General features: G+C 50.4%; 18 protein-coding genes. 3 read left to right on the top strand and 15 right to left on the bottom strand.

What is annotated here, in order from left to right; all coding sequences use genetic code 11:
* Nucleotides 1-64 precede the first annotated feature (64 nt).
* A complete protein-coding gene (locus E2I14_RS12995; RefSeq protein ID WP_133329193.1) occupies nt 65-1,855 on the top strand; it encodes an amidohydrolase in 1,791 nt (596 codons plus the stop codon).
* Between the two features lie 43 nt (nt 1,856-1,898).
* On the opposite strand, the gene E2I14_RS12990 is transcribed toward E2I14_RS12995, so the two are convergent.
* From E2I14_RS12990 to E2I14_RS12935, 12 genes are all read right to left on the bottom strand, one after another.
* Nucleotides 1,899-3,176, bottom strand: coding sequence for an Hsp70 family protein (locus E2I14_RS12990; protein ID WP_133329191.1), 1,278 nt, complete (start codon nt 3,174-3,176; stop codon nt 1,899-1,901).
* A 57-nt stretch (nt 3,177-3,233) separates the two neighbouring features.
* Complete coding sequence (locus tag E2I14_RS12985; protein WP_133329189.1) at nt 3,234-4,514, bottom strand: hypothetical protein; 1,281 nt, start codon at nt 4,512-4,514, stop codon at nt 3,234-3,236.
* Nucleotides 4,515-4,522: 8 nt separating this feature from the next.
* Nucleotides 4,523-5,269, bottom strand: coding sequence for an outer membrane lipoprotein-sorting protein (locus E2I14_RS12980; protein ID WP_227544732.1), 747 nt, complete (start codon nt 5,267-5,269; stop codon nt 4,523-4,525).
* A gap of 55 nt (nt 5,270-5,324) precedes the next feature.
* Entirely contained in the window at nt 5,325-6,713 is a 1,389-nt protein-coding gene (locus E2I14_RS12975; protein ID WP_133329185.1) for an ABC transporter permease, read from the bottom strand.
* Entirely contained in the window at nt 6,710-7,411 is a 702-nt protein-coding gene (locus E2I14_RS12970; protein ID WP_133329183.1) for an ABC transporter ATP-binding protein, read from the bottom strand. The genes E2I14_RS12975 and E2I14_RS12970 overlap by 4 nt, the downstream gene beginning before the upstream one ends.
* A 304-nt stretch (nt 7,412-7,715) precedes the next feature.
* On the bottom strand, nt 7,716-8,396 hold the full coding sequence (locus tag E2I14_RS12965) for a TonB family protein (RefSeq protein ID WP_165967826.1): 681 nt from the start codon (nt 8,394-8,396) through the stop codon (nt 7,716-7,718).
* Nucleotides 8,377-9,195, bottom strand: a complete 819-nt coding sequence (locus tag E2I14_RS12960) for an ATP-binding cassette domain-containing protein (RefSeq protein WP_133329179.1) — start codon at nt 9,193-9,195, stop codon at nt 8,377-8,379. Before E2I14_RS12960 ends, E2I14_RS12965 begins: the two co-directional genes overlap by 20 nt.
* Nucleotides 9,195-10,253: a FecCD family ABC transporter permease gene (locus tag E2I14_RS12955; RefSeq protein WP_133329177.1), complete on the bottom strand. Its 1,059-nt coding sequence runs from the start codon at nt 10,251-10,253 to the stop codon at nt 9,195-9,197. The genes E2I14_RS12960 and E2I14_RS12955 overlap by 1 nt, the downstream gene beginning before the upstream one ends.
* Before the next feature lie 12 nt (nt 10,254-10,265).
* Nucleotides 10,266-11,183: a heme/hemin ABC transporter substrate-binding protein gene (locus tag E2I14_RS12950; RefSeq protein WP_133329175.1), complete on the bottom strand. Its 918-nt coding sequence runs from the start codon at nt 11,181-11,183 to the stop codon at nt 10,266-10,268.
* Complete coding sequence (locus E2I14_RS12945; RefSeq protein WP_133329173.1) at nt 11,171-12,160, bottom strand: ChuX/HutX family heme-like substrate-binding protein; 990 nt, start codon at nt 12,158-12,160, stop codon at nt 11,171-11,173. Before E2I14_RS12945 ends, E2I14_RS12950 begins: the two co-directional genes overlap by 13 nt.
* Nucleotides 12,161-12,187: 27 nt before the next feature.
* Nucleotides 12,188-12,733 (bottom strand): HugZ family pyridoxamine 5'-phosphate oxidase, encoded by a 546-nt coding sequence (locus tag E2I14_RS12940; protein WP_227544730.1) that lies wholly within the window; start codon nt 12,731-12,733, stop codon nt 12,188-12,190.
* Nucleotides 12,734-12,751: 18 nt separating this feature from the next.
* On the bottom strand, nt 12,752-15,004 hold the full coding sequence (locus E2I14_RS12935; RefSeq protein WP_133329169.1) for a TonB-dependent hemoglobin/transferrin/lactoferrin family receptor: 2,253 nt from the start codon (nt 15,002-15,004) through the stop codon (nt 12,752-12,754).
* Between the two features lie 535 nt (nt 15,005-15,539).
* On the opposite strand from E2I14_RS12935, the gene E2I14_RS12930 reads away from it, so the two are divergent.
* Entirely contained in the window at nt 15,540-17,651 is a 2,112-nt protein-coding gene (locus E2I14_RS12930) for a tetratricopeptide repeat-containing diguanylate cyclase (RefSeq protein WP_133329167.1), read from the top strand.
* A gap of 33 nt (nt 17,652-17,684) precedes the next feature.
* The gene (locus tag E2I14_RS12925; RefSeq protein WP_133329165.1) at nt 17,685-19,775 is read left to right on the top strand and encodes a tetratricopeptide repeat-containing diguanylate cyclase; all 2,091 of its coding nucleotides are present in this window, start codon (nt 17,685-17,687) and stop codon (nt 19,773-19,775) included.
* A gap of 30 nt (nt 19,776-19,805) precedes the next feature.
* Here the strand turns inward: E2I14_RS12925 and E2I14_RS12920 are convergent, their stop codons facing one another.
* The 3 genes from E2I14_RS12920 to E2I14_RS12910 form a co-directional block, all read right to left on the bottom strand.
* Complete coding sequence (locus E2I14_RS12920; RefSeq protein WP_133329163.1) at nt 19,806-20,360, bottom strand: hypothetical protein; 555 nt, start codon at nt 20,358-20,360, stop codon at nt 19,806-19,808.
* Between the two features lie 112 nt (nt 20,361-20,472).
* Nucleotides 20,473-21,861: a cryptochrome/photolyase family protein gene (locus E2I14_RS12915; protein ID WP_133329161.1), complete on the bottom strand. Its 1,389-nt coding sequence runs from the start codon at nt 21,859-21,861 to the stop codon at nt 20,473-20,475.
* Nucleotide 21,862: 1 nt separating this feature from the next.
* On the bottom strand, nt 21,863-22,483 hold the full coding sequence (locus E2I14_RS12910) for a TetR/AcrR family transcriptional regulator (RefSeq protein ID WP_133329159.1): 621 nt from the start codon (nt 22,481-22,483) through the stop codon (nt 21,863-21,865).
* Nucleotides 22,484-22,598: the final 115 nt, after the last annotated feature.

The following is a 22,598-nucleotide window of genomic DNA, read 5'->3' as shown; positions in this document are numbered from 1 at the left end:
ACGCACCGCCTGCGATGTCGCCAGACTGAGCTAGGCGTAGTGCGCCCCAAGAAAAGGAAATTCAATGTCGACTGATTTGAAACAAGCACGTCTCATAACGCGCGCTGTTAAATTGCTGTTTGCTGGAGCGTTATCGCTATCCGCTGCTCACCTAGCCCTTGCCGCTGATTCCTCGAACAAGGCTGATAAAGAAACCACGCTGTATTTCAATGCCCACGTATTTACCGCCGAATACAACGCACCCTACGCCGAAGCAGTAGCGATTCGTGGCGATACGATTGTCGCGGTAGGTAGCCAAAGTGCGGTTGAAAAAGCCGCTGGCAAAACAGCGCATAAAGTTGATCTGCACGGTCAATTTTTAATGCCCGGCATGATAGACGCACACGCTCATCCATTGATGGGCGGCGTAACGTTAATCATGGCTAATTACGCCGATGATTCCGTGTCGATTCCCAATTTAGTCGCTTTTATTGACAAGCAAATCGCGGACAAAAAAAGCTTCATCGGCGACACCTTAGTTATCTACGATCTTGATTTAGGTTATTGGTCGCACTCGGCCGAGTTGGATGCCATCTTGAGTCAAGGTCCTTACGCTGCAATGCCAATTGTCTTGAGTGGCGGCGATGGACACACCGGTTGGGCGAATTTGGCCGCGCGCCAACGCGCTGGCTTAAACGCTGAATTTGTGCGCCAATTGCCAGCGGAAAAGCAAAAGTTTTTTGGCCTAGGCAGTGATTCTGCGCCAAACGGCTTTGTGGTCGATTTTGGTAAAAGCTTAATCGACGCAAGCTTGCCAAAACCAACGCCCGAAGTCATGTTCGCCGCGGGAGTCGCAGGTGTGCAATACATGAATAGCGTTGGTATTACCGGTTGGTTGGATGCTGCCGCGATTGGCGACGCGAGCGGCTCGGCCTTGGAAGCCGATGATGTCGGTCTGCTGCCGATTTATCAAGAATTAGCCAAGCAAGGTTTGCTCAGTGCGCACGTAGCAGCCTATCCAGTCGTGTCGCCCGACGCGGGTCTTGGTCAACTCGCGTTGGTAGAAAAACTGCGTAAGCAATTCAAAGACATTCCTAACCTCACTATTCCTGGACTCAAAGTGTTTGCCGATGGCGTAGTGGAGTACCCGTCCCAAACTGCTGCGTTGACCAAACCATATAGCAACACCGGTCAAACAGTTCCGCCCATGTTTAAACAGGCTGCCATGAATAGCATGGTCACCGAGGCCGACAAGCGCGGCTTGCTAGTGCATGTGCATGCGATTGGAGACGGCGCGGTTAAAGCAGGATTGGATGCGTTCGAAGTAGCGCGCAAAGCCAACCCGAACGGCAAGCTAAAACACGCTATCACCCACGCGCAGTTCGTTGATCCACAAGATCAGCAACGCTTCGCCCAATACAACGTGATCGCAGCATTACAATTGCTGTGGGCCTTGGGCGATCCAAGCACGATTGAATTGATTAAGCCTTATGTCGATGCAAGCATTTATCCAAACATGTATCCGGCTAGAAGCATGTTAGAGAAGGGCGCGGAAATAGCGGGCGCGAGCGATTGGCCAGTGACCTCTGCCGCACCATTCGCAGCGATGGCGCAAGCCGAAGTGCGTAAAGGCCCAGAAGGCGTTTTATTTCCCGAACAACGTATGCCACGTTTAGCGATGCTGTACGCTTACACCAGAAATTCCGCCGACGTGCTGAATCAATTAAAAACGATTGGGACGTTAGCTGCTGGCAAACGCGCAGATTTGGTGTTGGTAGATCGCGATGTGTTGGCGGTGAGTGCCGACGAATTGAAAGACGCGAAAGTACTCGCGACGATGTTTGCTGGTAAGAAGGTCTTTGGCGCAGGCTTGTAATGGTTAAGTCGGTTTGCTCGCTCTTTGCATAGTCGTTAGTTGACTAAGCAAAGCGGCGAGCAGCATCCAAGCCCAAGCCACGCCCGATGCTGCCAAACAAATCACCATCGATATGTTTAGCATCGGGCACTAATGCCGCAATACGTTGGCGCAGGCCGCGCACGCTACTCGAACCGCCGGTAAAAAACACCGTATCCACCTCAGTAATAGCAACTCCAGCCATACCCAAAGTATGCTTGACCGCGTTTTCAATTTGATCGATTAGATGTGCCGTCGCAGCAGCAAAATCGGCGCTCGTCAGTTGTAAAATGCAATCGCCCTCACTACTTGATTTGCTACGTAAGCGATCCAGCGTCAGTGTGATGATGTCTTGGCTAGTCAACAGAATCTTGGCTTCCTCAGTTTGCTGCGCCAGCCAATGTCCGTCGCGCTGATCAACCAAATTTAATAAGCGTTCGATAGCGGTGCGCAAGTGCGAATCGCTTACTTCACGATAAATATCTTGCAGTTCGCGCGTGACTTTTTTTGTGTAGAGTTGATTAATCGTGTGCCAAGTCGCCAGATTGAAATAATACGAGGATGGCATATCCACGCCATTGGCAAGTTTGCCGCCCAATCCCAACATCGGCATGACCTGGCCAAGGCTTAAGTATTTATCGAAATCCGTTCCACCAATATGCACGCCGCCATTGCCCAAAATATCGGCTTGCCGATCTGCCTGAGTGCTGCGCTCAGGCGACAATCGCACCAACGAAAAGTCCGACGTTCCGCCGCCAATATCGACGATCAATACCAACTCTTCACGCTCAATGCTGGACTCGTAATCCAAGGCCGCGGCAATCGGCTCGAACTGAAATTGCACTTCTTTAAAACCAACCGCTTTGGCGATATGTTCTAAGGTGTTTTGTGCTAACTGGTCGGCAGCGCTGTCATCGTCAATAAAGTGCACCGGACGGCCAAAAACGGCCTTGCTAAAAGTTTGCCCTGCCGACTGCTCTGCCCGTTTTTTGAGCTCACCAATAAAGCCAGACAGCAAATCGCGAAACGCCAAAGTGCGACCCATGACTTCGGTTTGGCCTTCAATCAAAGGGGTTCCGAGCAAGCTTTTCATCGAGCGCATTAAACGGCCTTCATAGCCGGATAAATAGGTCGATAAGGCAGTGCGCCCGTAAGTGATTTCGTCTTCTTCGTGATTGAAAAAAACGACAGAGGGCAAAGTAGCCTTATCTTGTTCAAGCGCTAACAAGCTCGATTGGCCATTTGCATGCCAACCAACCGTTGAATTAGACGTACCGAAATCGATTCCACAAGCTTGCGACATTGCACTTCCTGATAACAAAAACGGGGGCGATTATAGACGATATTCTTGGCTGGCCGATTAAAAATAAAACCGCCCCAACAGCGACCAAAGTTGGCTTTGTCGCGCCGCTCCAAATTCACTAAAACGGCTGCCGCTATCGCGTTGCCATTGCAAGGCAAATTCCGAGTGCGTCATGTGATAGCGCGCCTCTAACCAGGTTAGGTGGCTGGAATCAACCAAGTTAAAACGTTCCATCGCGCTCACGTCCAGATGATTGAGTCCCGCGTCTTGCCATGTGGCGTAGAGAAAAGCCGTTTGTTTAGTGGGTGATTCTTGGACGATTTGCAGCCATTTTCGATATGCACCGTAAAGCAAGTTGGGCCGACCTAAGTCGCTCCATTGTTGCTGATCTAGGCCGGTGCCGTTGTAGTCGAATTCTGCGCTGATGGAGATTTTGTTGTCGGTGGTGTAGGTGACGCCGCTGGATACGCGATTGCGAAATGCGCTGTTGTCCGCCACTGGAATTCCCTGCGCTTGTAATGCTTGGGTGAGCAAGTTCGGGCGACGACCTCCGGACCATTCCAAATAAATTACCGTGGCATCGTTGACCAAACTGGTAAAGTTTAATCCAAACTGGGTTGGCAATTGCTCGGACTTGAACAGCAAAACTTTGGGATTGAAGTCATTGGAAAATTTTGGGCTATAACTCACCAACCAACGATTGATGTTATTGGTTGCCGCGATGTCGGGATTGAACGTGGCGTACTCATGCTCGGCATTGATTGCGTCGCTGAGCTTGGGCGAAAATAAAACCGTGAGCGAGCCATTATCGGACAGTTGCTGAGCGCGCAGCATCACGCTGCCCTGACGGTTTTCTTTCAAACTATTGGGATCGACCGAGACCACGGAACGCAGCGCGGCGGCTTTAAAATAATCAGTTGGGTTGTAGCCCAGTGCCACGCCGTTGCGCTCATTAATCCGACCCAAATCAAATAATAAATTGGGCTGGGCTTGCCAACTTAAGTAGGCTTCTTTGATGGTATTAATGGCGCGATCTGATGGGGCTTGAGCAGGGTTGTCGATGTCTAAGCGATCAGAAAAAACTGCACGCCAACCGGGCGCAAAAGTATTGTCGTATTGCGCGTCAAAAGACAAACGCTGATTCGCTTGAAAACTATCGCTGCTGCGCAATACCGCGCCGCGCGCTGCGCCTTCGGCAAAGATGCGCCAATTGCTCGGCTGCTCTGGCTTGGTCATGATTTGATCGGCCAATTGCAAGGCCTGCAGATCGTCCGCTTCTTGCGCGTTGGCGCTACATGTTAGCCAGAGCAGGGCAATGCAGAATAGGGTTTTTTTCATGCGGAAGTTTATTGCGGTTTAAAGCGCGGTAAATATTCGCGTTGCAACCATAAGTCAGGTACGTCGCGCTTCACCAAATCCGAATAGCGCATCACCGTTACCCATTTTGGATCGAGTCCGTCAATGATGACGGTTTCAGTTGGTCGATCTAGTCCCAATTGTTTTTCATAGCGGCGGTAGTAAGCGCTCTTTAATAACTTATTGCTGTCCGCATAAAAGCGCGCTTTGATTGGGTGGAAGTTGCCGACCTCGATCCACATGTCAATGTGGTGATACGTCGCATCCGGAGTGTCAGCTTGCATGGCGACTTTGTAGCAATGTTTGGTTTGGCGGTCGCCGTCTTGAGTGTCTTCTTCGACGGCCGAACTTGCTTTGTAATCCTTGGCTAGGTTGACTGTTACCACGTCGCCATTCGAAGCTTGGCCGAGCAAGCGCTGTTGCGGCGACATGCGAATACTAGCCTTGCTCGATGGGTCGTAAAACCACAAATCTTTTCCGCTATATAAAATCAATTTATTGGCATCGCGCTGCGGAGCGATGTAGCGAATTAGGCTGCGGAATTGGCCGCTGCTTGGGTCCGCTTTGGAATAAATCCCTAAGGTGCTGGTGTCGGTTTGTTGCCCGTTTTTGTATTCGATTAAGGTGTTGGTTAAACCGAAGGGATAATCGGGATTGCGCACCGCGTCGCTGGCGGCCAGGATCTCTTGTGGCGTTGGTGTGGCATAGCTTGGATTGCTGGTCGCAGAGAACACCATAGCGCAAGAAATTATCGTTAATTTAAGTAATCGCATCACTATTCCCAAATCAAATCTAAACATGACGCAAGGCGTCAACAATCATCATTTTTGAAGCACGGTTGGCTGGCCACCAAGCAGAAATAACGGTGACCAAAATTAATCCGATTACGCTGCCAATGAGCAGGGCAGGGTCTTGCCACACGCGCACCAGAATTAAATAGGCATACGAATAGCCCGGCGGCGTCCAAGATAGGCCGCTGTGATTAATCGCATAAGCGATGATTAATGCGCTGATGACACCGAGCACGGCGCCAAATAAGCCGAGCAGAATTCCTTCGCACAAAAATAAATAACGCAAGCCCGCGCGACGCAAGCCCATGGCGCGCAGGGTGCCGATTTCTACCGTGCGTTCTACTACGGCTGTGCTCATGGTATTGCCAATTGTGAACAGCACAATCACCGCGATTAAGGCCGCGATAAAGCCAAACATCGAATTCATGAATTGCGCGGTTTGGCCGTACATCGGATTGAGTGTTTTGAAATCCAGCACTTCGAGCGGTTCGTTTGGAAATTCGGTGGCGAGCAGGGATTGCAAGCGCGCTTTGGCGGCAGGAATTTGGTTGGTGTGGCGTAGTTGAATTTGAATCGCGGTGACTTGCGGTTCGTTCGACCCATAAATCAGTTTTTGCGCTTGGCTCAAATGCATCGCCAAATACATATCATCAATCGCTTTAATTCCCATATTACGTGAAGACACCACGCTCAAACTCGCCACGTTCGGTGCACCGTGCGCGGTGGAAGCCAGCATTTCTATTCGCGTACCGGTTTCTTGTTTGACGTTGCTTTGTTCAATGTCGGATAAGGCGGCAATGTCGTCCGGCGCAGCCGCGCCGGTGGAGACGATGGGCGTATCTGTTTGCACACAGCCCTTGATTTGCAGCGCTTTGCAGAGTTTGAGTTTGCGCGCTAAGCCGTCGCCCACGACGACTGAATCCGGCGTTGTGCCAGTTAAGCGCAAAGGTTGCACGTAGCTGATTAAGCCGTAATCGTTCCATTTTTCCATCTGGCTGCGCTGCTCGGGAATTACGCCCGAGGCGTACACCGAGCGTGAAATCCCGGCCGCGAAATTGCCCGCCAATCCGCCTAAGGCCAACGTCGGCGTAACCATATTGAGCATCGGAGCCATGACTGGATCGTGTTGCACTACGTCGATAATGTACTGATAGCCGCTGATGCCGTAGGCGGTCGGATTATCGCTGCCCTCAAGGTAATAATTTTGGTGCTGAATTTGCACATGGCCGCTGCCTTGGACAAAGCCGGTTTCAATCCCGTAGGTGATGTTGGAGCGGTAGCCGCCAAAAATTAAGATCGCGGTTAGTCCAATCACCATAGCCAGCAAAGTCGTTAGCGATCGGCGGCGGTTACGTAGTAGGTTGCGTAAAGCGAGGGAGAAGGTTTTCATACGGCGTTCTCCAGCGATTTGCGTTCCACGCCAATAATGCGCCCGTCGCGAATGAAAATGGTGTCGTCAGCTTCGGCTTGCACTTGCGGATCGTGCGATGAGAACACGAACGAGACTTGATGCTCTCGCTGCATTTTACGCATTAAGGTAATGATTGCTGCACCGGTTTGGCTATCCAAATTAGCGGTCGGTTCATCCGCTAGCACCAACTTCGGCTCGGTCGCCAACGCGCGTGCAATCGCGACCCGTTGACGCTGTCCGCCCGATAGCTGACCGGGGCGATTGTGCACGCGGTCGGCTAAGCCAACGGCGTCGAGTAATGCCATGACCCGTTCTTTGCGTTTGGCGGCGGGAACCTTGGTCAAAATCAGCGGGTACTCGACGTTTTCGTAAGTGCTTAATACTGGCAACAAATTGAAATTTTGGAAAATATACCCAAGGTGATGCGCACGAAAATCCGATAGCGCGTTATCCGACATGGCATTGACGTCGTGACCTGCAACGATGACTTCGCCTGAGTTGGCTCGATCGATGCAGCCAATCAAATTCAGCAGCGTCGTCTTGCCGCTGCCCGAAGGCCCCGAAATCACGGTAAAACAATTCGGTCGGATGTCTAAATCAATATCGCTCAGCGCGGGCACATCAACCGCGTCTAGGTGGTAAGTCTTGACGACCTTTTTGAACACAACTGGGTACATGCCTTACTCCAATGGAAACGAGCTAATTTTGAACTGGCGAAGCTAGGCCAATTAATGCATTAGTGCGTTTAGGTTAAAGCTGGTTAAATTGGCATCGCGCCACTGTGTTGCGGCACGAAAATAAGGCGTAAATTTAGCACGAATCATTTGTTGCCATCGAAAAACTGAGTGAAAACACAGCCCAAGCCGCCCAATTGAACCGCTTTCATTCATTCATGCTTATTTTTTTGGGGAATAACTGTCAAATACCTTGAAGTGGCACTGCAAACGTGATTTTGCATTAGTCGTTGCAATCCGAGCTTGATTAACTGTCGAGCGAAAAGCGAATCGGAAATTCCACCCAACTTGCGACGTGGCGATCGCCTTGTTGTGTGGGGCTAAAGCGCCAATGTTGCACCGCGCGCAAAGCGGCTTCATCAAATAGGCGGTAGCCACTGGCTTGGATGATGTTGATCTGTTGTGGATGCCCATCGCAATCCACCCACACGCGCAACCAAACCACGCCTTCAATTCCCTGCTCACGCAATAGCCTCGGGTAGATCGGGGGTGGATTGTTGGCATAGTTGGGTTGGATGTAATAGGGTGCTGACGCACTCGCAGTTTGAGGTGTATTGCTGGGCGCTTCATTGGCCAAGTGCGGCGCAGCGCTTGGATTAACCGACGCTGGTTGCGGCGCAGTGTTGGCGGTTTCCTCTGCGCGTACCTCGTTAGTTTTTGCTGTGTTTGACATTCGCGCGGGAGTTGTCAAGGCGGGCGGCGGCGTCGAGAAGTCGATTAGCCTTGTTGTGCTGGGAAGTGCCGCAACCGCTGACGTATCGATTGTGTGCAGCAAGACGATAGACATAGTCGCTTGGCTCGCTGGTGCGTGATACGGGCTTGAATGTAGCAGCGCAGTGAGCAAAAAAGCGTGCAGCCAAATCGAGAGCAATAGCGCTCTGCAAACGATGGTGCGATTGCTGAATTTGCTAGGTGGTAATCGGCTCATGCCACCTTCCTTGTTGCGCTTGATTGGTGTGGATGGGTTTGCGCTGCCGCGGTGCGATAAAGGTTTGTCCATGCAAATCCACTGCGCGGCTGAGTCGGATGTTGTACAGATTTTCTAGCGCGGGAACGACATCCTCAGAACACCATACATCATTAATTAGCGTGCCGTTTTTGAGCATTAGCAAGCGATCAGCGTTGGTCATTGCATGGTTGATGTCGTGCAGGATACTGACTACGCTGTGCCCACGCTCGGTGGCAAAGTGATCAAGATTTTCTAATAACTCCAGTTGCAAGCCTGGGTCGAGCGCGGCTAGCGGCTCATCGACCAAGATCAAACCGTGTTGCCTATCCCAGAGTTGCGCAAAAATTCGGGCTAATTGGACTCTAGCTTGTTCACCGCCAGACAGCGTATCGAAGCGTCGATGCAGTAAATGCTGCGCACACGCTAGGTTTGCCGCTTGCGTAATAATGTCGCTGAGTTTTCTATCCTCTTGCACAGCAACACGGCCCAAGCCAATGACGAGCTGAGTGTCCAAATTAAATGCCAGCCCACTGGATTGCGGCAACACTGCGCGGTGCTCACTGAGCTGCGCGAACGACCATGCTTGGTAAGGGCGATCCATAAATTGGATGTGTCCGCTACTGGCACGCAATTCGCCAGAGAGTAGTTTGAGCAGGGTGGATTTCCCTGCGCCGCTGGGGCCGAGAACAGCAATCCTTTCACCGTGCTCAATGCGTAAATTAAAGGGGCCAAAAACCTGTTGCCCGAATCGTAGCGTTACCTTTGAGAGCGTTAGCATCACAGCGCTCCAATTCGACCGCGCACGCCGCGCAATTGCAGCAAGAAAAATGGTCCACCAAGTAAGGCGGTAAAAATGCCAACTGGAATTTCGGCTGGGATAGCCACCGTGCGCGCCAAGGTGTCAGCACCTAATAACAACAAGCTACCTGCCAGCATAGCGATAGGAACTACATGACGTTGATCCGCACCAACCCAAGTGCGCGCTAAGTGCGGAGCGATTAAACCAATGAAGCCGATCATGCCGCACCACGCGACCGAAAACCCCGCCAAAAGCGCCACCAATAAAATCACCTGAGTTCGTAACGTTGTCACGTCAATTCCGACGTGGCTAGCCGCCGATTCACCCAGCGCCAAGGCATTGATCGCAGGTGCCAAAGTGCGGACGCGCCAATAGGCGATCGCAAGCATTAAGGTCAGTACTGAAACCAAGACCCAATTGGCTCCAGCCAGCGAACCCAAGGTCCAAAAAGTCAGGCTGCGTAATTGTTCGTCCGTCGCTAAATAGGTGCATAGACCGATTACCGCACCAGCGAGCGCGTTGAGTGCCACGCCAGTCAACAGTAAGCCCGCAATTGAGCCGGGCGTTATCCAACGGGCGATTTGATCGAGTGCAAAACACACTGCTAACGCGCCCGTAAATGCGACTAAGGGCACGCCCCAACTGCGTAAGCTGGCTGGCAGCGCCAGATGCAAGCCCGCAAAAAATACCAAGGTCAATGCCACCGCACACGCGGCTCCCGCGCTAATCCCTAACAAGCTAGGATCGCTCAACGGATTGCGGAACAAGCCCTGCGTCAGCGCGCCAGCCAAACCTAAACTAGCCCCAATTAATACCGCCAATAGCGCTCTAGGTAAGCGGATATGCCACAGCACATAACTGCCGCCGCTGACGTATTGACTATCGAACAGGGCCCGCCAATCCGCACCGGACACAGGCACTGCGCCACATTGCACCGCGACAGCGATCGCCAATAACAGCGCAGCAGCACCAATTGCCACGGGTTTGATCACCGTGTTGGTGCTGCTTAAAGTTAGGCCAGTTAAGTTGGTAGTCATGCTTATTCCGGCTTACTCTGACTTACTCATAATTTGAGTGATTGCGTTATTTAGCGCTTTCACTGCCGCAGGCAGGCGCGGGCCGAAGCCAAGTAAATACATCGTGTCAAAAGCCAGAATTCGGCGCTGTCGGCCAGCCGGTGTTTGGGCAAATCCGGGCGTATTGAGTAAGCCCTTCATCCCACCGATGGCGGAAAGCCCTGACTCTGTCATCAAAATAATGTCAGGCTGCTCCGCGACCAAGGCTTCGGGTGTCAGCGGTTTATAGCCATTAAATTCGGCCATAGCGTTGCAGGCTCCTGCGTATTCCACTACGGCGTGTGCGCTGGTGTTTTTGCCCGCGACCATCATTTGATTAGCGTTGTGCGACAGGATGAATAACACGCGACGTTTTTTGTGATCGATCAAATTGACTTGCGTCTTTTGCCAGTCGTCGCCTAGGGTTTGGGTTAATTGCTTTGCCTCTTGGGTGTGCCCGGTTAATTCGCCTACGCGATAAACCCGTTCCAACAATCCTTCAAAGCGATGATTGGCGCGTAACACGTGCACTGGAATTCCAGCGGCGGAAAGTTGCGCGATAACCGCTGGCGGCCCGGCATCTTCGGTGGCGATAATCATGCTCGGCGCTAAGGCAAGAATCCCCTCGGCGGATAAGGTGCGGGTGTAGCCGACGTTGGGTAGTTTTTGCGCAGCACTGGGAAAATCAGACGTCGTGTCCACGCCGACTATTTGTGCTTGTGCTTGCAAGGCAAAAATAATCTCGGTCAATGAGCCGCCAATGCTGACGAGGCGCTGCAATGCGACCGCGTGCGCTAGCCGCGATTGGCCTAATAATAATGCCGATGTCATCGCGCCAAATTTGCAGATTACCGCGCGCCGCGCAGGACAAGCTAAATCCGAATGCACCGCTTGATCGCTTAGCTTGCGCATGGTTGGACTCCTTGTTCTACATGAGCCAGCAATGAGCGCCATGCGGACGAATCGGTTTGTTTGGAGCTACCTGCTCCAGAGATTCGCGCAATCGTTTCTTCGTTTGCATCCAACAATTCCAAATAGGTAGAACAACCGACTGCGCTAGCGTTTTGGACGAGCTGGATGTTGGCGATGTTGTCTTCACGCAGATGGATATTGAACGTCGGATCGAGCACATTGAGCCACGTTCCGGTTTGCACGACTTTATGAATCCGACCGCAATAGCTTTGCAAGATGCCTTCATTGGCAACGCAAATTGTCAGCGATACTGCTTGCAGAGCGGCGGCATTCAATAGACTCATGCATTCATCGCGTTCAAATTGGCGTACAAACTCGACCACGTTATCGCCAGCGGGAGTACGGTATTGCGTGCGGCTTGTTAGCGTTAGTGCCGAACTGGTTTTGTCGATTAGGATTTCGGTTGCTTGTTGCTCGGCGCGATGCAAACGAATTAACTCAAAAAATGCATCCAAATCGCTGTCAGCGCGCAGATATATTTTGTGCAGTGGCCGACCGTCCGCGGCAAAAAACTGCAAGCTGCGCATGACCCGATTGCCGAACTCCTCAACGATGGCAAATCCCACGCACCACGCCGCATAGTTGATGCGTAGTTTCATGGTCTCGTTACTAATCGTGCCAATCTGATCGGCATAAGTGCAGTTGCTGTATGCGCCGATCACTTCATGCACACACGCATTGGTGCGGGTTAATCCCATGACCGTTCCCAAGGACTCGATAGAGGCAATGATGGCTGGCCAGTTATTGTTTAAGCGCGTTGCAGAAAGCGCGCTGCTGGCATCCGTTGCGCCCACGTGTGCGGCTAGTAGCTCGGCTTCGGAAATCGATAACTGCTCGGCAATATCCCAATGCCACGCTTTGTGTTCGCGCCGTTGCTGGGCGAAATATTCTCTAATGTGGGTAAGACTCTGGCGCATAGTAACTCCTTCAAAGGCTCTGGTTGCTCAGGCGGTGGCAGAGGTTTTTGCTGCTGCCGTGCTGCGGTGGCCCATTTCAATGCGATGCTGAATTTCGCTTAAGCCTTCGCCAGCCAAGGTATAGGCCCGCGCAAAGCCTGCTATGTAGGAACCGCGATTTGGGCGCAATTGATAGAGATGAAAATCATCCATGTCGCGCAGCGTTTCCATAAACGCGCCGAATTTTTGGGTGAATTTATTCATGATAATGTTGAAGTAAAAGCTGTCTCTGGAATGCTCCAGTGCGCAGCATTGCAGCGTTAAGCGACGTCGAGCAAACAGGTTTTTAGCTTCCGCCTCGCTTTCAATAAACAGCACTGAGCAAGTGCCGTTGGCGGCTAAGTTCGCCGTGTGCGCGGACAGTTCACTGACATAAATAAAATAGTCGCCATCGAGTTCGATATAGGCGGCGTAACTTGCTTCGGGCAGACCTTCGGCGTTGCAGGTTGCTAGATGCAAGCTTTGAAATAACTTCGGAAATTCGCGGCACTCTTGGGCTACTTTAAATAATTCATTGGTCGGCTTAGTCATCATTACTCCTATTAGATAAATTTAAAAATCGTAGCGAACGGATGCTTGCACGTAGCGTCCAGTGGCGCTGTAGGCATCGGTAACGGGACTGTTTGCAGCCAAGCCGTTGACGTCCGACCAGCGCCAGTATTTGGTGTTAAAGAGATTGTTGATATTGAGATTGAGGCTGAGGTTTTTGAGCGGCTTATACGTGGCACCAATATCGAGCACAGTAAAAGCGGGTGGCGCAAATTGCGCTACTTTGGCAGGAGCGATTTGGTCGCTATCTTTGCCTGCGCTATGCACTACATTGGCGCGCGCTTCCCAAGTGCCGGCATTAAAGCGCAGGCCCAAAACCGCCTTCACTGGTTGAACGGTATTTAATGGCACAGTCACGCCACGGGTTTCGCTATCGCCCTTGGAATACGCCACGCCCGCATTCGCGCTCCACGCAGAATTAATCATCCATTCGCTGCGCGCTTCGACGCCGTGAATATGTGCTTGGGCTAAGTTGATGTACTGAAAAACCAGCGGGTCCAAGCGGGTGCCAGAGCCGCTGACAACTTGTTGGCTAATGAAATCGGTGTAGCGATTGTCATAAACGGTGAACGCATAGCGCACACTATTGATTTTGCCGCGCACACCAAGCTCGACACTGTTGGCGTGTTCTGGTTTTAAATTGGGATTGCCGACGCTGGTGTAACCATAGGCAAGATTAGAAAAACCATTGTTGACTTGATCCGGCGTCGGTGCGCGAAAGCCGCGTGCGATTTGTCCATAAGGCGCAAAGCTAGGCGCGAGTTGCCAGACCAAGCCCAGCCGTGGCGTGACTGCCGAGCCGGATAGCCCAGCGCTGGCATACTCGTAGCCGCTGTTGGAAGGCGAGAGCGAATAGTGATCAAAACGTAGCGCGGGAATAATACTGACTGCGCCAGTTTGTATTTCGTCCTGCACGAAAGCGCCGGTCAATTCATAAGTCGAATCGGGGAAGGGTTTAAACGGATATTGTTGGGTCACGCCGACATTGGTACCGTTAAGCAAAGAAGTAATTTGCGCGCGGCTCCAATCGATCCCATAGGTGATGCGTTGGTCGATCGTTCCGCTCAGATTCGATTCGGCTAAGCCTGAGAAACCGCGCACAGTGCTTTGATAAACATTGTTGGTCGTGCTGGCGGCTGCGGCCTTAAATTGTTGTTCGGTATCTTGCGTGATGTTGGCATCTTGCCAGTACACGGACGTATCGATGCGCTGGATCCACGGCGCGTTGGCATCGTTAAATTGGTAATTCACAGAAACGCGATCGCGCGTGGTTTTGTCGCTGCCACTTAAATTGGTCGTGCTTTTGGCGGTAAGCGGCCCAGCGTTGCGGGCCGAATAGACTTCGGTGTCTTGGGTGCGTCGCTGAGACTCCAAAGTCAGTCCAAGTTGATGCTGTGGACTGACTTGATAAAGCAGTTTTGCCAATCCATACGGATTGCGGTAATCGACGGGATTGGGCGCAGTCCGACTGACATTGAGCGCGGTGTTGTCGCCCATGTTATCGACTTCATGTCCTTGGCGGTAACTCGCCACTAGCAATGTTTGCCATGGGCCGGCGTGTCCTGCTAGGCCAATGCCGGTGTTCCAAGAATGATCAATTCCAGCGTAACTGGCGCGGGCAAAGCCATTGAAGGTCGAACCCGGCTTGAGTAAATCGTTGGGATTTAGCGTGCGGAAAATGACCGCGCCAGCCAAACCGTCGCTGCCGTATTGGGTGGACGCTGGGCCGCGCAGCACTTCGACCGTTTTTAGTCCGTCCACATCAATAAAATCAGCGCGTCCGGTAGCAAACGGCCCAAACGAAAAACTGTTCGGCACGCGGATACCGTCTTGCAACATCAATACTTGGTTGCCTTCTAAGCCCCGCACATTGATGCTATCGTTGCCCGCGCGTCCGGTAGCGCTGCGTCCAGTGGTAAATTTTGTCGGGCCACGCGGCACGGTGACATCGAGTTCGTCATTGAATACGTCTTTTAAGTCGCGCGCCCCTTGTGCTTCCATTTGGGCAGCAGTGGTGACGGTGACAGTACTTGGAACACTGTCGGTGCGTCGCTCGGTGCGGGTAGAACTTACGGTGACTTCGGCGAGTTTGGTCGGGCTAGAACTGTTATCGGGACTTTCAATTACTTTCTTGGGGGAAGGCTTGCTGGGTGTTTGTTCGGTTTGCTTAGTTGTAGTCTGTTCAGCACTTTGGGCGAGTGGCGCGATACTGCAGGCCATGGTCACCGCCAATACGGCACGTTTCTTGTCTAACATCGTTACCCTTATCTGTAAGTTGAAGTTCAATTCATCCGCGCGTAAGCCTTGTTAGCGCGAATGAAACCAGTGCTTTTCCAAGCTCCAGCGACCAACCAGAATCAGCCCTAGGCAAGCCGCTGGAGCATCGGATTGGAGTTCTGGAGGGAAAATGTGTAAAATGAATCTCTGTAAATGAGAATCATTATCATTTGTGCAAAGATGATAATCATTCTCATTTACGAGTGCAAGAAAAAATTAGGCGTAAATGGCGAATTGCCGCTGATTTTGTAAAAACGTCAGCGTGAATCGTTAAAATGTTTACTTAGAGCAAGTGCAATTGACCTTGATAATCCATTCTTATTAACTAGAATAAATTATGACTTCGTCAAATTTTGACAATTAACACTTTGGGTAAGCGATCAAGGCGTAACAAGGTCTTACCCGCAATCAACCGCAACCGCCACTTTTGGCTGCCAGCAGCGTATGCAATGCAGAAGGCTGGCTGGTTTTTAATCGTTAACAAGTACGCCGATAACTAGGACAGTGCACCACTATGCAAAAAAGGGCGCTTTGGAAGCATTGCTTGCTAACCTGCGTGGTGAGTGGGTTGACCTGCGTCGTGTTGAGCAACGATGCCCGCGCTTATTACGCTGCCGTCCCTCAGTCGCAACAATTGACTCGTCCGACCACGCTGGCCGAAATTTACCGGATTGAAGAATTAGCCGAATCGCAAAAAGACGAAGCGATTAAGCAATTAAATGCCTTGCGTTCGCGCTTTGACGCTCAAACGCCCTTATCCGATCAACGCGAAGCACTCAGCGTATTGATTCAAATTTATCTCGATAACGATCAACGTGATTTGGCGCGCAAATACATCACTGAGCTGCAGGGATTTGGTATTCAAAATCACGACAAATGGGCTACGGCGTCTGCCCTGGTTTATGAGGCGTCGCTGTATAACAAGAACGGCGACTTTCCCGACGCAAAAATTCGTATTGTGCAAGCGCTGGCCCTTGCCACCGAAGTCAATCAAAAATCATTGACCAGTCGCGCCAACATCGTGGCCTCGGTCGTGTACAAATCATTGGGCGAATTTCAATTAGCGCTGCAACATCAACTCATTGCGATGGACAATTTGGAAGAAGGTAGTCGGCACGCCGACCTAGCGCGTGCTAATGCGATGAACAGTATTAGCTTGCTCTACCTCGCCCTCAAAGACCCCCAATCCGGCTTGGACTATAACGAGAAAGCCACCACGCTAGCCCGAGCAATGGGTTCGCAGAGTTTGATGGGCATGTTGGCCTTAAACCGCGGCTACGCTTATGCCGATTTAGATCGTCTGCCCGAGGCGATCAAATCGTACGAAGAATCGTTGGTGATTGCCAAAAAATTCGATCATAAGGAAGAAGAAGCCATTGCCTTGAACAACCTGTCCGACGCGGCCTTTCGGATGGAAAATTACAAACTCTGCATTAAGTACGGCAAAGACACCTTAGATTTAAGCGAGCAGCTCAATGATAATTCGTTGCGCGCCAGTGCTTATGTCAATCTAGGTTTATGTCATATGGGTGCAGGTGAAGTCCCAATTGGGGTGAGTGAAGTCAATCACGGCATGGACTATTTACGCAAAGCCAATGCCAAGCCCGATATTGAACAAGTCTTAGGTCAATTTGCCCAAGCCTATGAGAAAGCAGGCATGTATCACGAAGCGTATAAAACCATTTTGGAGCAATTGAATTTATCGACCGAATTATTCCGCGCCGATCGCGACCGAGCGGTATCCGAATTGAAAGCCAAATACGATGCCAGCCAGCGCGAGAAACAAATCGAAGTGCTGCAGCAAAAAAACCAAGTCCAAACGGTTGAACTAAAGAACAAGGGTTTGCAACGCATCATTGCCACCTTAGCGACATTGATTGCCGTCGCTGTTGCCGTGACTATTTTTATGCTGTACCGCAAAGTCAGAAAAACCAATCAAAATCTAGAAGAAGCCAACGTGAAATTAGCGCATCAGTCAACTCGTGATCCGCTAACGGGCTTACTCAATCGACGCGCCTTCCATGACACCATGAAGTACCGCACCGAATTGCGTGAACGCCGCAGTTCCGAAAATCAGAACCCACCGCATGCCCTAGTTATTTTGGATATTGATCACTTTAAAAACATCAACGATACCTACGGTCATGCCGCTGGCGACGCGGTGCTCGTTGAGATCAGCAATCGACTCACGCATGTGATGCGCGACAAAGACATGCTGATGCGTTGGGGTGGCGAAGAATTCTTGGTATTTTTAAACCAAATTCCGGTTGAAAAAATTCCCCAAGTCGTTGAGCGCATCTTAATTAGCGTTGGCGCGCGCCCCATCGGATTTGAACAGAAAGTCATTCCAGTGACCGTGTCGGCTGGCTATATTTCTTTACCCGTTGGGACTGAAAGCGAAATCGATCCGAGCTGGGAAAAAATGCTCAACTTAGCAGACTCGGCGCTCTACATGGCCAAAACCCGGGGCCGCAATCGCGCCATTGGCATCGAAACCGTTAATGTCATGCCGAGCGAATTTGATGAACTCTTACAAGGTAATTTAGAGAACTCCATTACCGAAGGCAAGGTCACGATTCAGCAATTGGCTGGCCCAGTGCAAAACGAAATACTGACAACCTTTTAATCTGTACCGACAGACTTCACACCATCGTATTCAATGTTATCCATCTGTAAATCGACAATTGTAAAAAACCTGACCGCGCTATCAAGCATCGTCTGTCTATGCCTGTGCTTTTCCACTTGGGCGATCAGCCCAGTTGCCACCCTGACCGTCCAGCAAAAGATTGAACGTTTAGTGGATTTGTCGGAAATCCAGCCCCAAGTTGCTATCAATGAACTGACCAAAATACTCACTGAGCTACCACCTGATGTAACGCTGACCGACAAGCGCGATGTGCTTGATGCTTTAATTGAGCTCAATATTCGCAAAGACCAGCAGCAGCTCGCGCAGGCCAATATCGAACAATTAGAAACCTTGGCGCTGCGTTATAACGACGAGGTGTCGGCAACATTAGTGTTGAACTTTAAAGTCCTGCAATTAGAAAACGACGGCAATTTCCAAGCCGCGAAAAAACTAATAGACCAAGCCTTAGAAAAAGTAAAAACGCTGAACGACAAAAAGCTGACCAGCCGCATTCACATCACCGCTGGATTAATTTACCAGCAACTCGGCGATTTCCAAATCGCGCTGCAGCACTTGGTCACCGCGATTGAATACTGTCAGACCGGAACCAAGAGCGAGGATTTAAAGCTGATTCAGATTTATAAAATCATCGGAATTCTGTACGACGCAACAAAAAATACGGAGTTGTCCCTGGAGTACAACGCTAAAGCGACCGAATTAGCCTTAAAAATTGGCGCAAAAAATCAAATGGCGTCGTTAACCAATGATCGCGGAGTAGCCTACACCACTGCTGGAAGGTTTGAAGAGGCCAAGCAATCTTATGTCGACTCGTTGCGCTACGCCCGTGCCATCGGGAGTGCTCGCAATGAGGTGATTGCGGTGAATAATTTATCGGATTTAACCTATCGCATGGGGCGCTATCCTGAATGCTTGGAATTCGGTAAAGAGACGTTAGCTTTGGCCGAGAAGATGGAAAATAATAATTACATCGCTAGCGCTCGCATCAATGTCGGTCTATGTCGTATGGCGTTAGGGGACGTTAAATTAGGCGCAAAGGAAGTCAATCTCGGCTTGGATTATTTGCGTAAGACCAGTGCTAAACCCGATTTAGAAACTGTCCTAGGACAATTGGCAATTGCCTACCAAAAGGCCGGTATGTACCGCGAGGGATTTGAGACACTCCAAGAACAACTCAAAATCAGCTCGGAATTATTTGGGGCGTCGCAAGAGCACGCGATGGCTGAGATGAAAGAGAAATACGAAGCACATGAACGAGAAAAGCAGATTGAATTGTTGGAACAAAAAAATCAAATTCAACGGGTTGAAATCGTCAATAAAAGCTTGCAGCGTGTGGTAGCGATCTTGGCTACCATCATTGCACTGGCAACCGCTGCGACGGTATTTTTGTTCTACCGTAAATTGCGCAACACCAATCGCGACCTAGAAAAAGCCAATCTAAAATTAGCCCATCAATCGACCCGCGACCCGCTCACTGGATTATTAAATCGTCGTGCTTTTAACGAAGCCATGAAATTTCGTACTCAGTTACGAGAACGCCGCGAAGCGGATTTGAATCAGCCACCGCACGCCTTAGTTTTGCTCGATATTGATTTCTTTAAAAAGATTAACGATAACTACGGCCACGCCGCGGGCGATGCGGTGCTGGTCGAAATCAGTCGTCGCTTGAATATCGCCATGCGCGAAAAAGATATGCTAATGCGTTGGGGCGGTGAAGAGTTTTTGATCTTTTTAAATCATATCCCGGAAGCCAGCCTTGAGTTAGTGATTGAGCGCTTGCTCATTAGCGTGGGCGCACGGCCAGTAATGTATGAAAAAAAATCGATTAGCGTGACGATTTCTGCTGGCTTCATTTCCTTGCCTCAGGGTGAAGAAAGCGAAGTCAATGCTGGTTGGGAGCAATTGCTGAAATTGGCTGATTCGGCATTGTATATGGCCAAAATGCATGGTCGCAATCAGGCCATTGGAATCACAAAGTTGGTGGTGCCGATGGAACAAATCGAAGAGGTATTGATTAATGATTTTGAATCGGCCATCAAGCAGCAACAGATTGAGATTCAAAAAATTCCCGGTCCCGAGCAGGCCGAAGTAACGATAGAACTGTAGTTCAATCGTTACTTGGGTTGGTGAATTTTCTTATTTAGATTCAGTTGCGCTAGTTTGCTTAGCTGGCGCGGCTGGATAATCGCAGCCCTTTTCTTGTCCCATGCCTTTGAGATAAGCGCGGCGCACGATACCCGCCGCAATCGCTGCGGTCATTTCTTTGGAGCGTTTTTCTGCTCCGCTAAATTTACGTATCCAACTTCTAAATGGAATCGCGCCATTGATCGTGCGTTCCACAGTACCGACCGCTTCGTCTTGCGCGAGTACGCTACCTTTTTCGGTCATGCTTTTGTCGTGGGCGTCGATAGTCGCATCTAAATCAGGACCGAGTGCCACATCAAATTTTTTCACTTGCTCGGTGATGGCAGCGCAAGAACTATCCGCTGGCGCTTGATAGGGATTTTTGATGGCGTCGCTTAATACGGTGGGAATATTTTCTTTCACCACGTTGATGTCGTTGAGCGGCGAAACAATCGCTTTGCCGATCCGATCGGGCGTGGAAGTGGGGCCATTGACCGATTGATTGTCAGGGGTGGAGCAAGCGCAGATAGAGCACAGTGCGATAAGCGAAGCAGCTACTTTGAACATGAAGTCTCCTGATGTATTGGTTGGATAAACTGCGCGCCGATCGAATCCGAATCGAACGCGAGCGTGCCAATATAGCAAAAAACGCCCGGCTAGTTTGATTATTTTGCCAAGGTTAATTGCGCTTGAACAAAGCCAGGGCTGCTTGCCGCTGTGTCGCGTGATCGACGATAGGATCGGGATAAGCTAATTGCGGATGCAAATATAAACTCGGCGCATGGATTTGTTTGTTGTCTAGTTCGGCTAACTCAGGACAGTAACGCCGAATAAAATCACCCTTGGGATCAAAGCGTTGCGATTGGGTGGTGGGATTAAAAATTCTAAAATAAGGCTGCGCATCGCAGCCGGTGGAGGCCGCCCATTGCCAGCCGCCGTTGTTGGCCGACAGATCAAAGTCATTCAAGTGCAGGGCAAAATAACGTTCGCCCCAACGCCAATCGATCAGCAGATCTTTAACCAAAAAGCTCGCCACGATCATGCGTAAGCGGTTGTGCATAAACCCAGTTTGATTCAACTGACGCATCGCCGCATCGACGATTGGAAAACCGGTGCGCCCTTCGCACCATGCTGCGAAATGGGCTTCGTTATTTGGGAAAGCCAGTGCGTCGTATTCGGGCTTAAAAGCGTGATCAACCACGTCCGGTCGATGCCACAAAAGCTGCTGATAAAACTCGCGCCAGATTAATTCCGCTAACCAAATTTCGGCACCTTCACCACCGATTTGCAAAGCGGTGCGCGCTAATTCACGAATTGATACGGTGCCAAAGCGCAGATGCACGGACAAATAAGAAACACCTTTGACTGACGGAAAATCGCGTGTCTCGTGATAACGCGCCATACGTTTGCAAAAATCGTCGAACAAGATTTCGCCGCCATCCATGCCGGGTTTGAGAAAAGCGATATCGATTTCTTCAAAACCGATGTCACTCATGGATGGCATGCGTTGCGCTGGGATAGTGGCGAGCTGATGCAGATGCGGCTGAACCGGATACGACTGCAAATCGCTGTCTTGCAGCTTGGCCAGCCAAGCGCGTTTGTAGGGCGTAAACACCTGATACATCTGGCCGGTTTGGGTCAAAATTTGATCTTTTTCAAAAATTACCTGATCTTTGAAGTGATGAAATTGCTGACCTTGTTGGTTTAATTTTTGCTCGACGCTGGCATCACGTTTGATCGCAGCCGGTTCAATGTCGTGATTGGTATAGATCGCTGCCGCACTGAATTCTTGCGCCAATTGTGGAATTAATTCGACCGGATCACCGTGTCGCACAACTAAGTCGGAACCGTGTTCTTGCAAGGCCGTTTTTAGTTGCACTAAGCTGTGCCAAATAAAGGCAACGCGCCGATCTTTTTTGGGCAAATGCGCCAAAATAGTTGAATCGAAAATAAAAACACAGATAACTTTTTGGCCGTTATTGGCAGCATTATTCAGAGCGTGATGCAAGGCCGCATGATCGAACAGACGCAGATCACGCCGAAACCAGACGAGTGCAGTTTTGGACATATTATTGGGCTGAATTGGACGTTAAGCCGTTAAAGGCCACTTGCAGCATGTGCTCAACAATGGCGTCGTCGCTCATTTTGCTAAAGGTTTTTAAATAATCGACGGCTGGATCGCAGGTGCGTGAGTAGTAACTAAATAGGATGACGTCGCAGGAAAGTTTTGGATTCAGATCGCCGCTTTTTTGTGCTGCGATAACGAGTTTTTCGAGCTGACTATTGAGTTTTAAAATGCGCGTCACATAGCTGATGTTCTTCATCAACATGGAGCGCACGCTAGTGCTGGTGGACGGTAAAAATGGCATCCCGCCTTGCAAGCGCACACGCATGGCCCACTCTAATAAGATGCGCAGCTTTTGCACGGGCGGCAGGTCTTTGTCGATGTCGGCTAAATAAGTAATCGCGCCGTCAATCAAACGGATCAGCGCTTCGCCCACCAATTCTTCTTTCGATTTGAAGTGTTTATATAGGCTGGGTTTGGAAATGCCGACCGCATTGGCGACATCGTCCATCGTCATCAGATCGAAACCCTTGTCACCCAAGATACTGGTCGTCGCGTCTAAAATCGCGCTTTCCCGGAGCTTAAAAGCTTGGTCTTTAAAGCTGATTTTATTAAATATACTCATTGGTAAATTAAAGTTACTGATTAGTAGCTTTTCTGTTTTATTGGTAGTAATATTAGCACAGGGTCGCGGCAACGCAATACAAGTTAGTTATATTTAGTTGGACAGCGTGGTTATT

It is taken from the genome of Sapientia aquatica, assembly GCF_004358105.1.
GTDB lineage: Bacteria > Pseudomonadota > Gammaproteobacteria > Burkholderiales > Burkholderiaceae_D > Solimicrobium > Solimicrobium aquaticum.
Note: the sequence above shows the minus strand (reverse complement) of the source record. Positions and strands in the feature narration are given on the sequence as shown.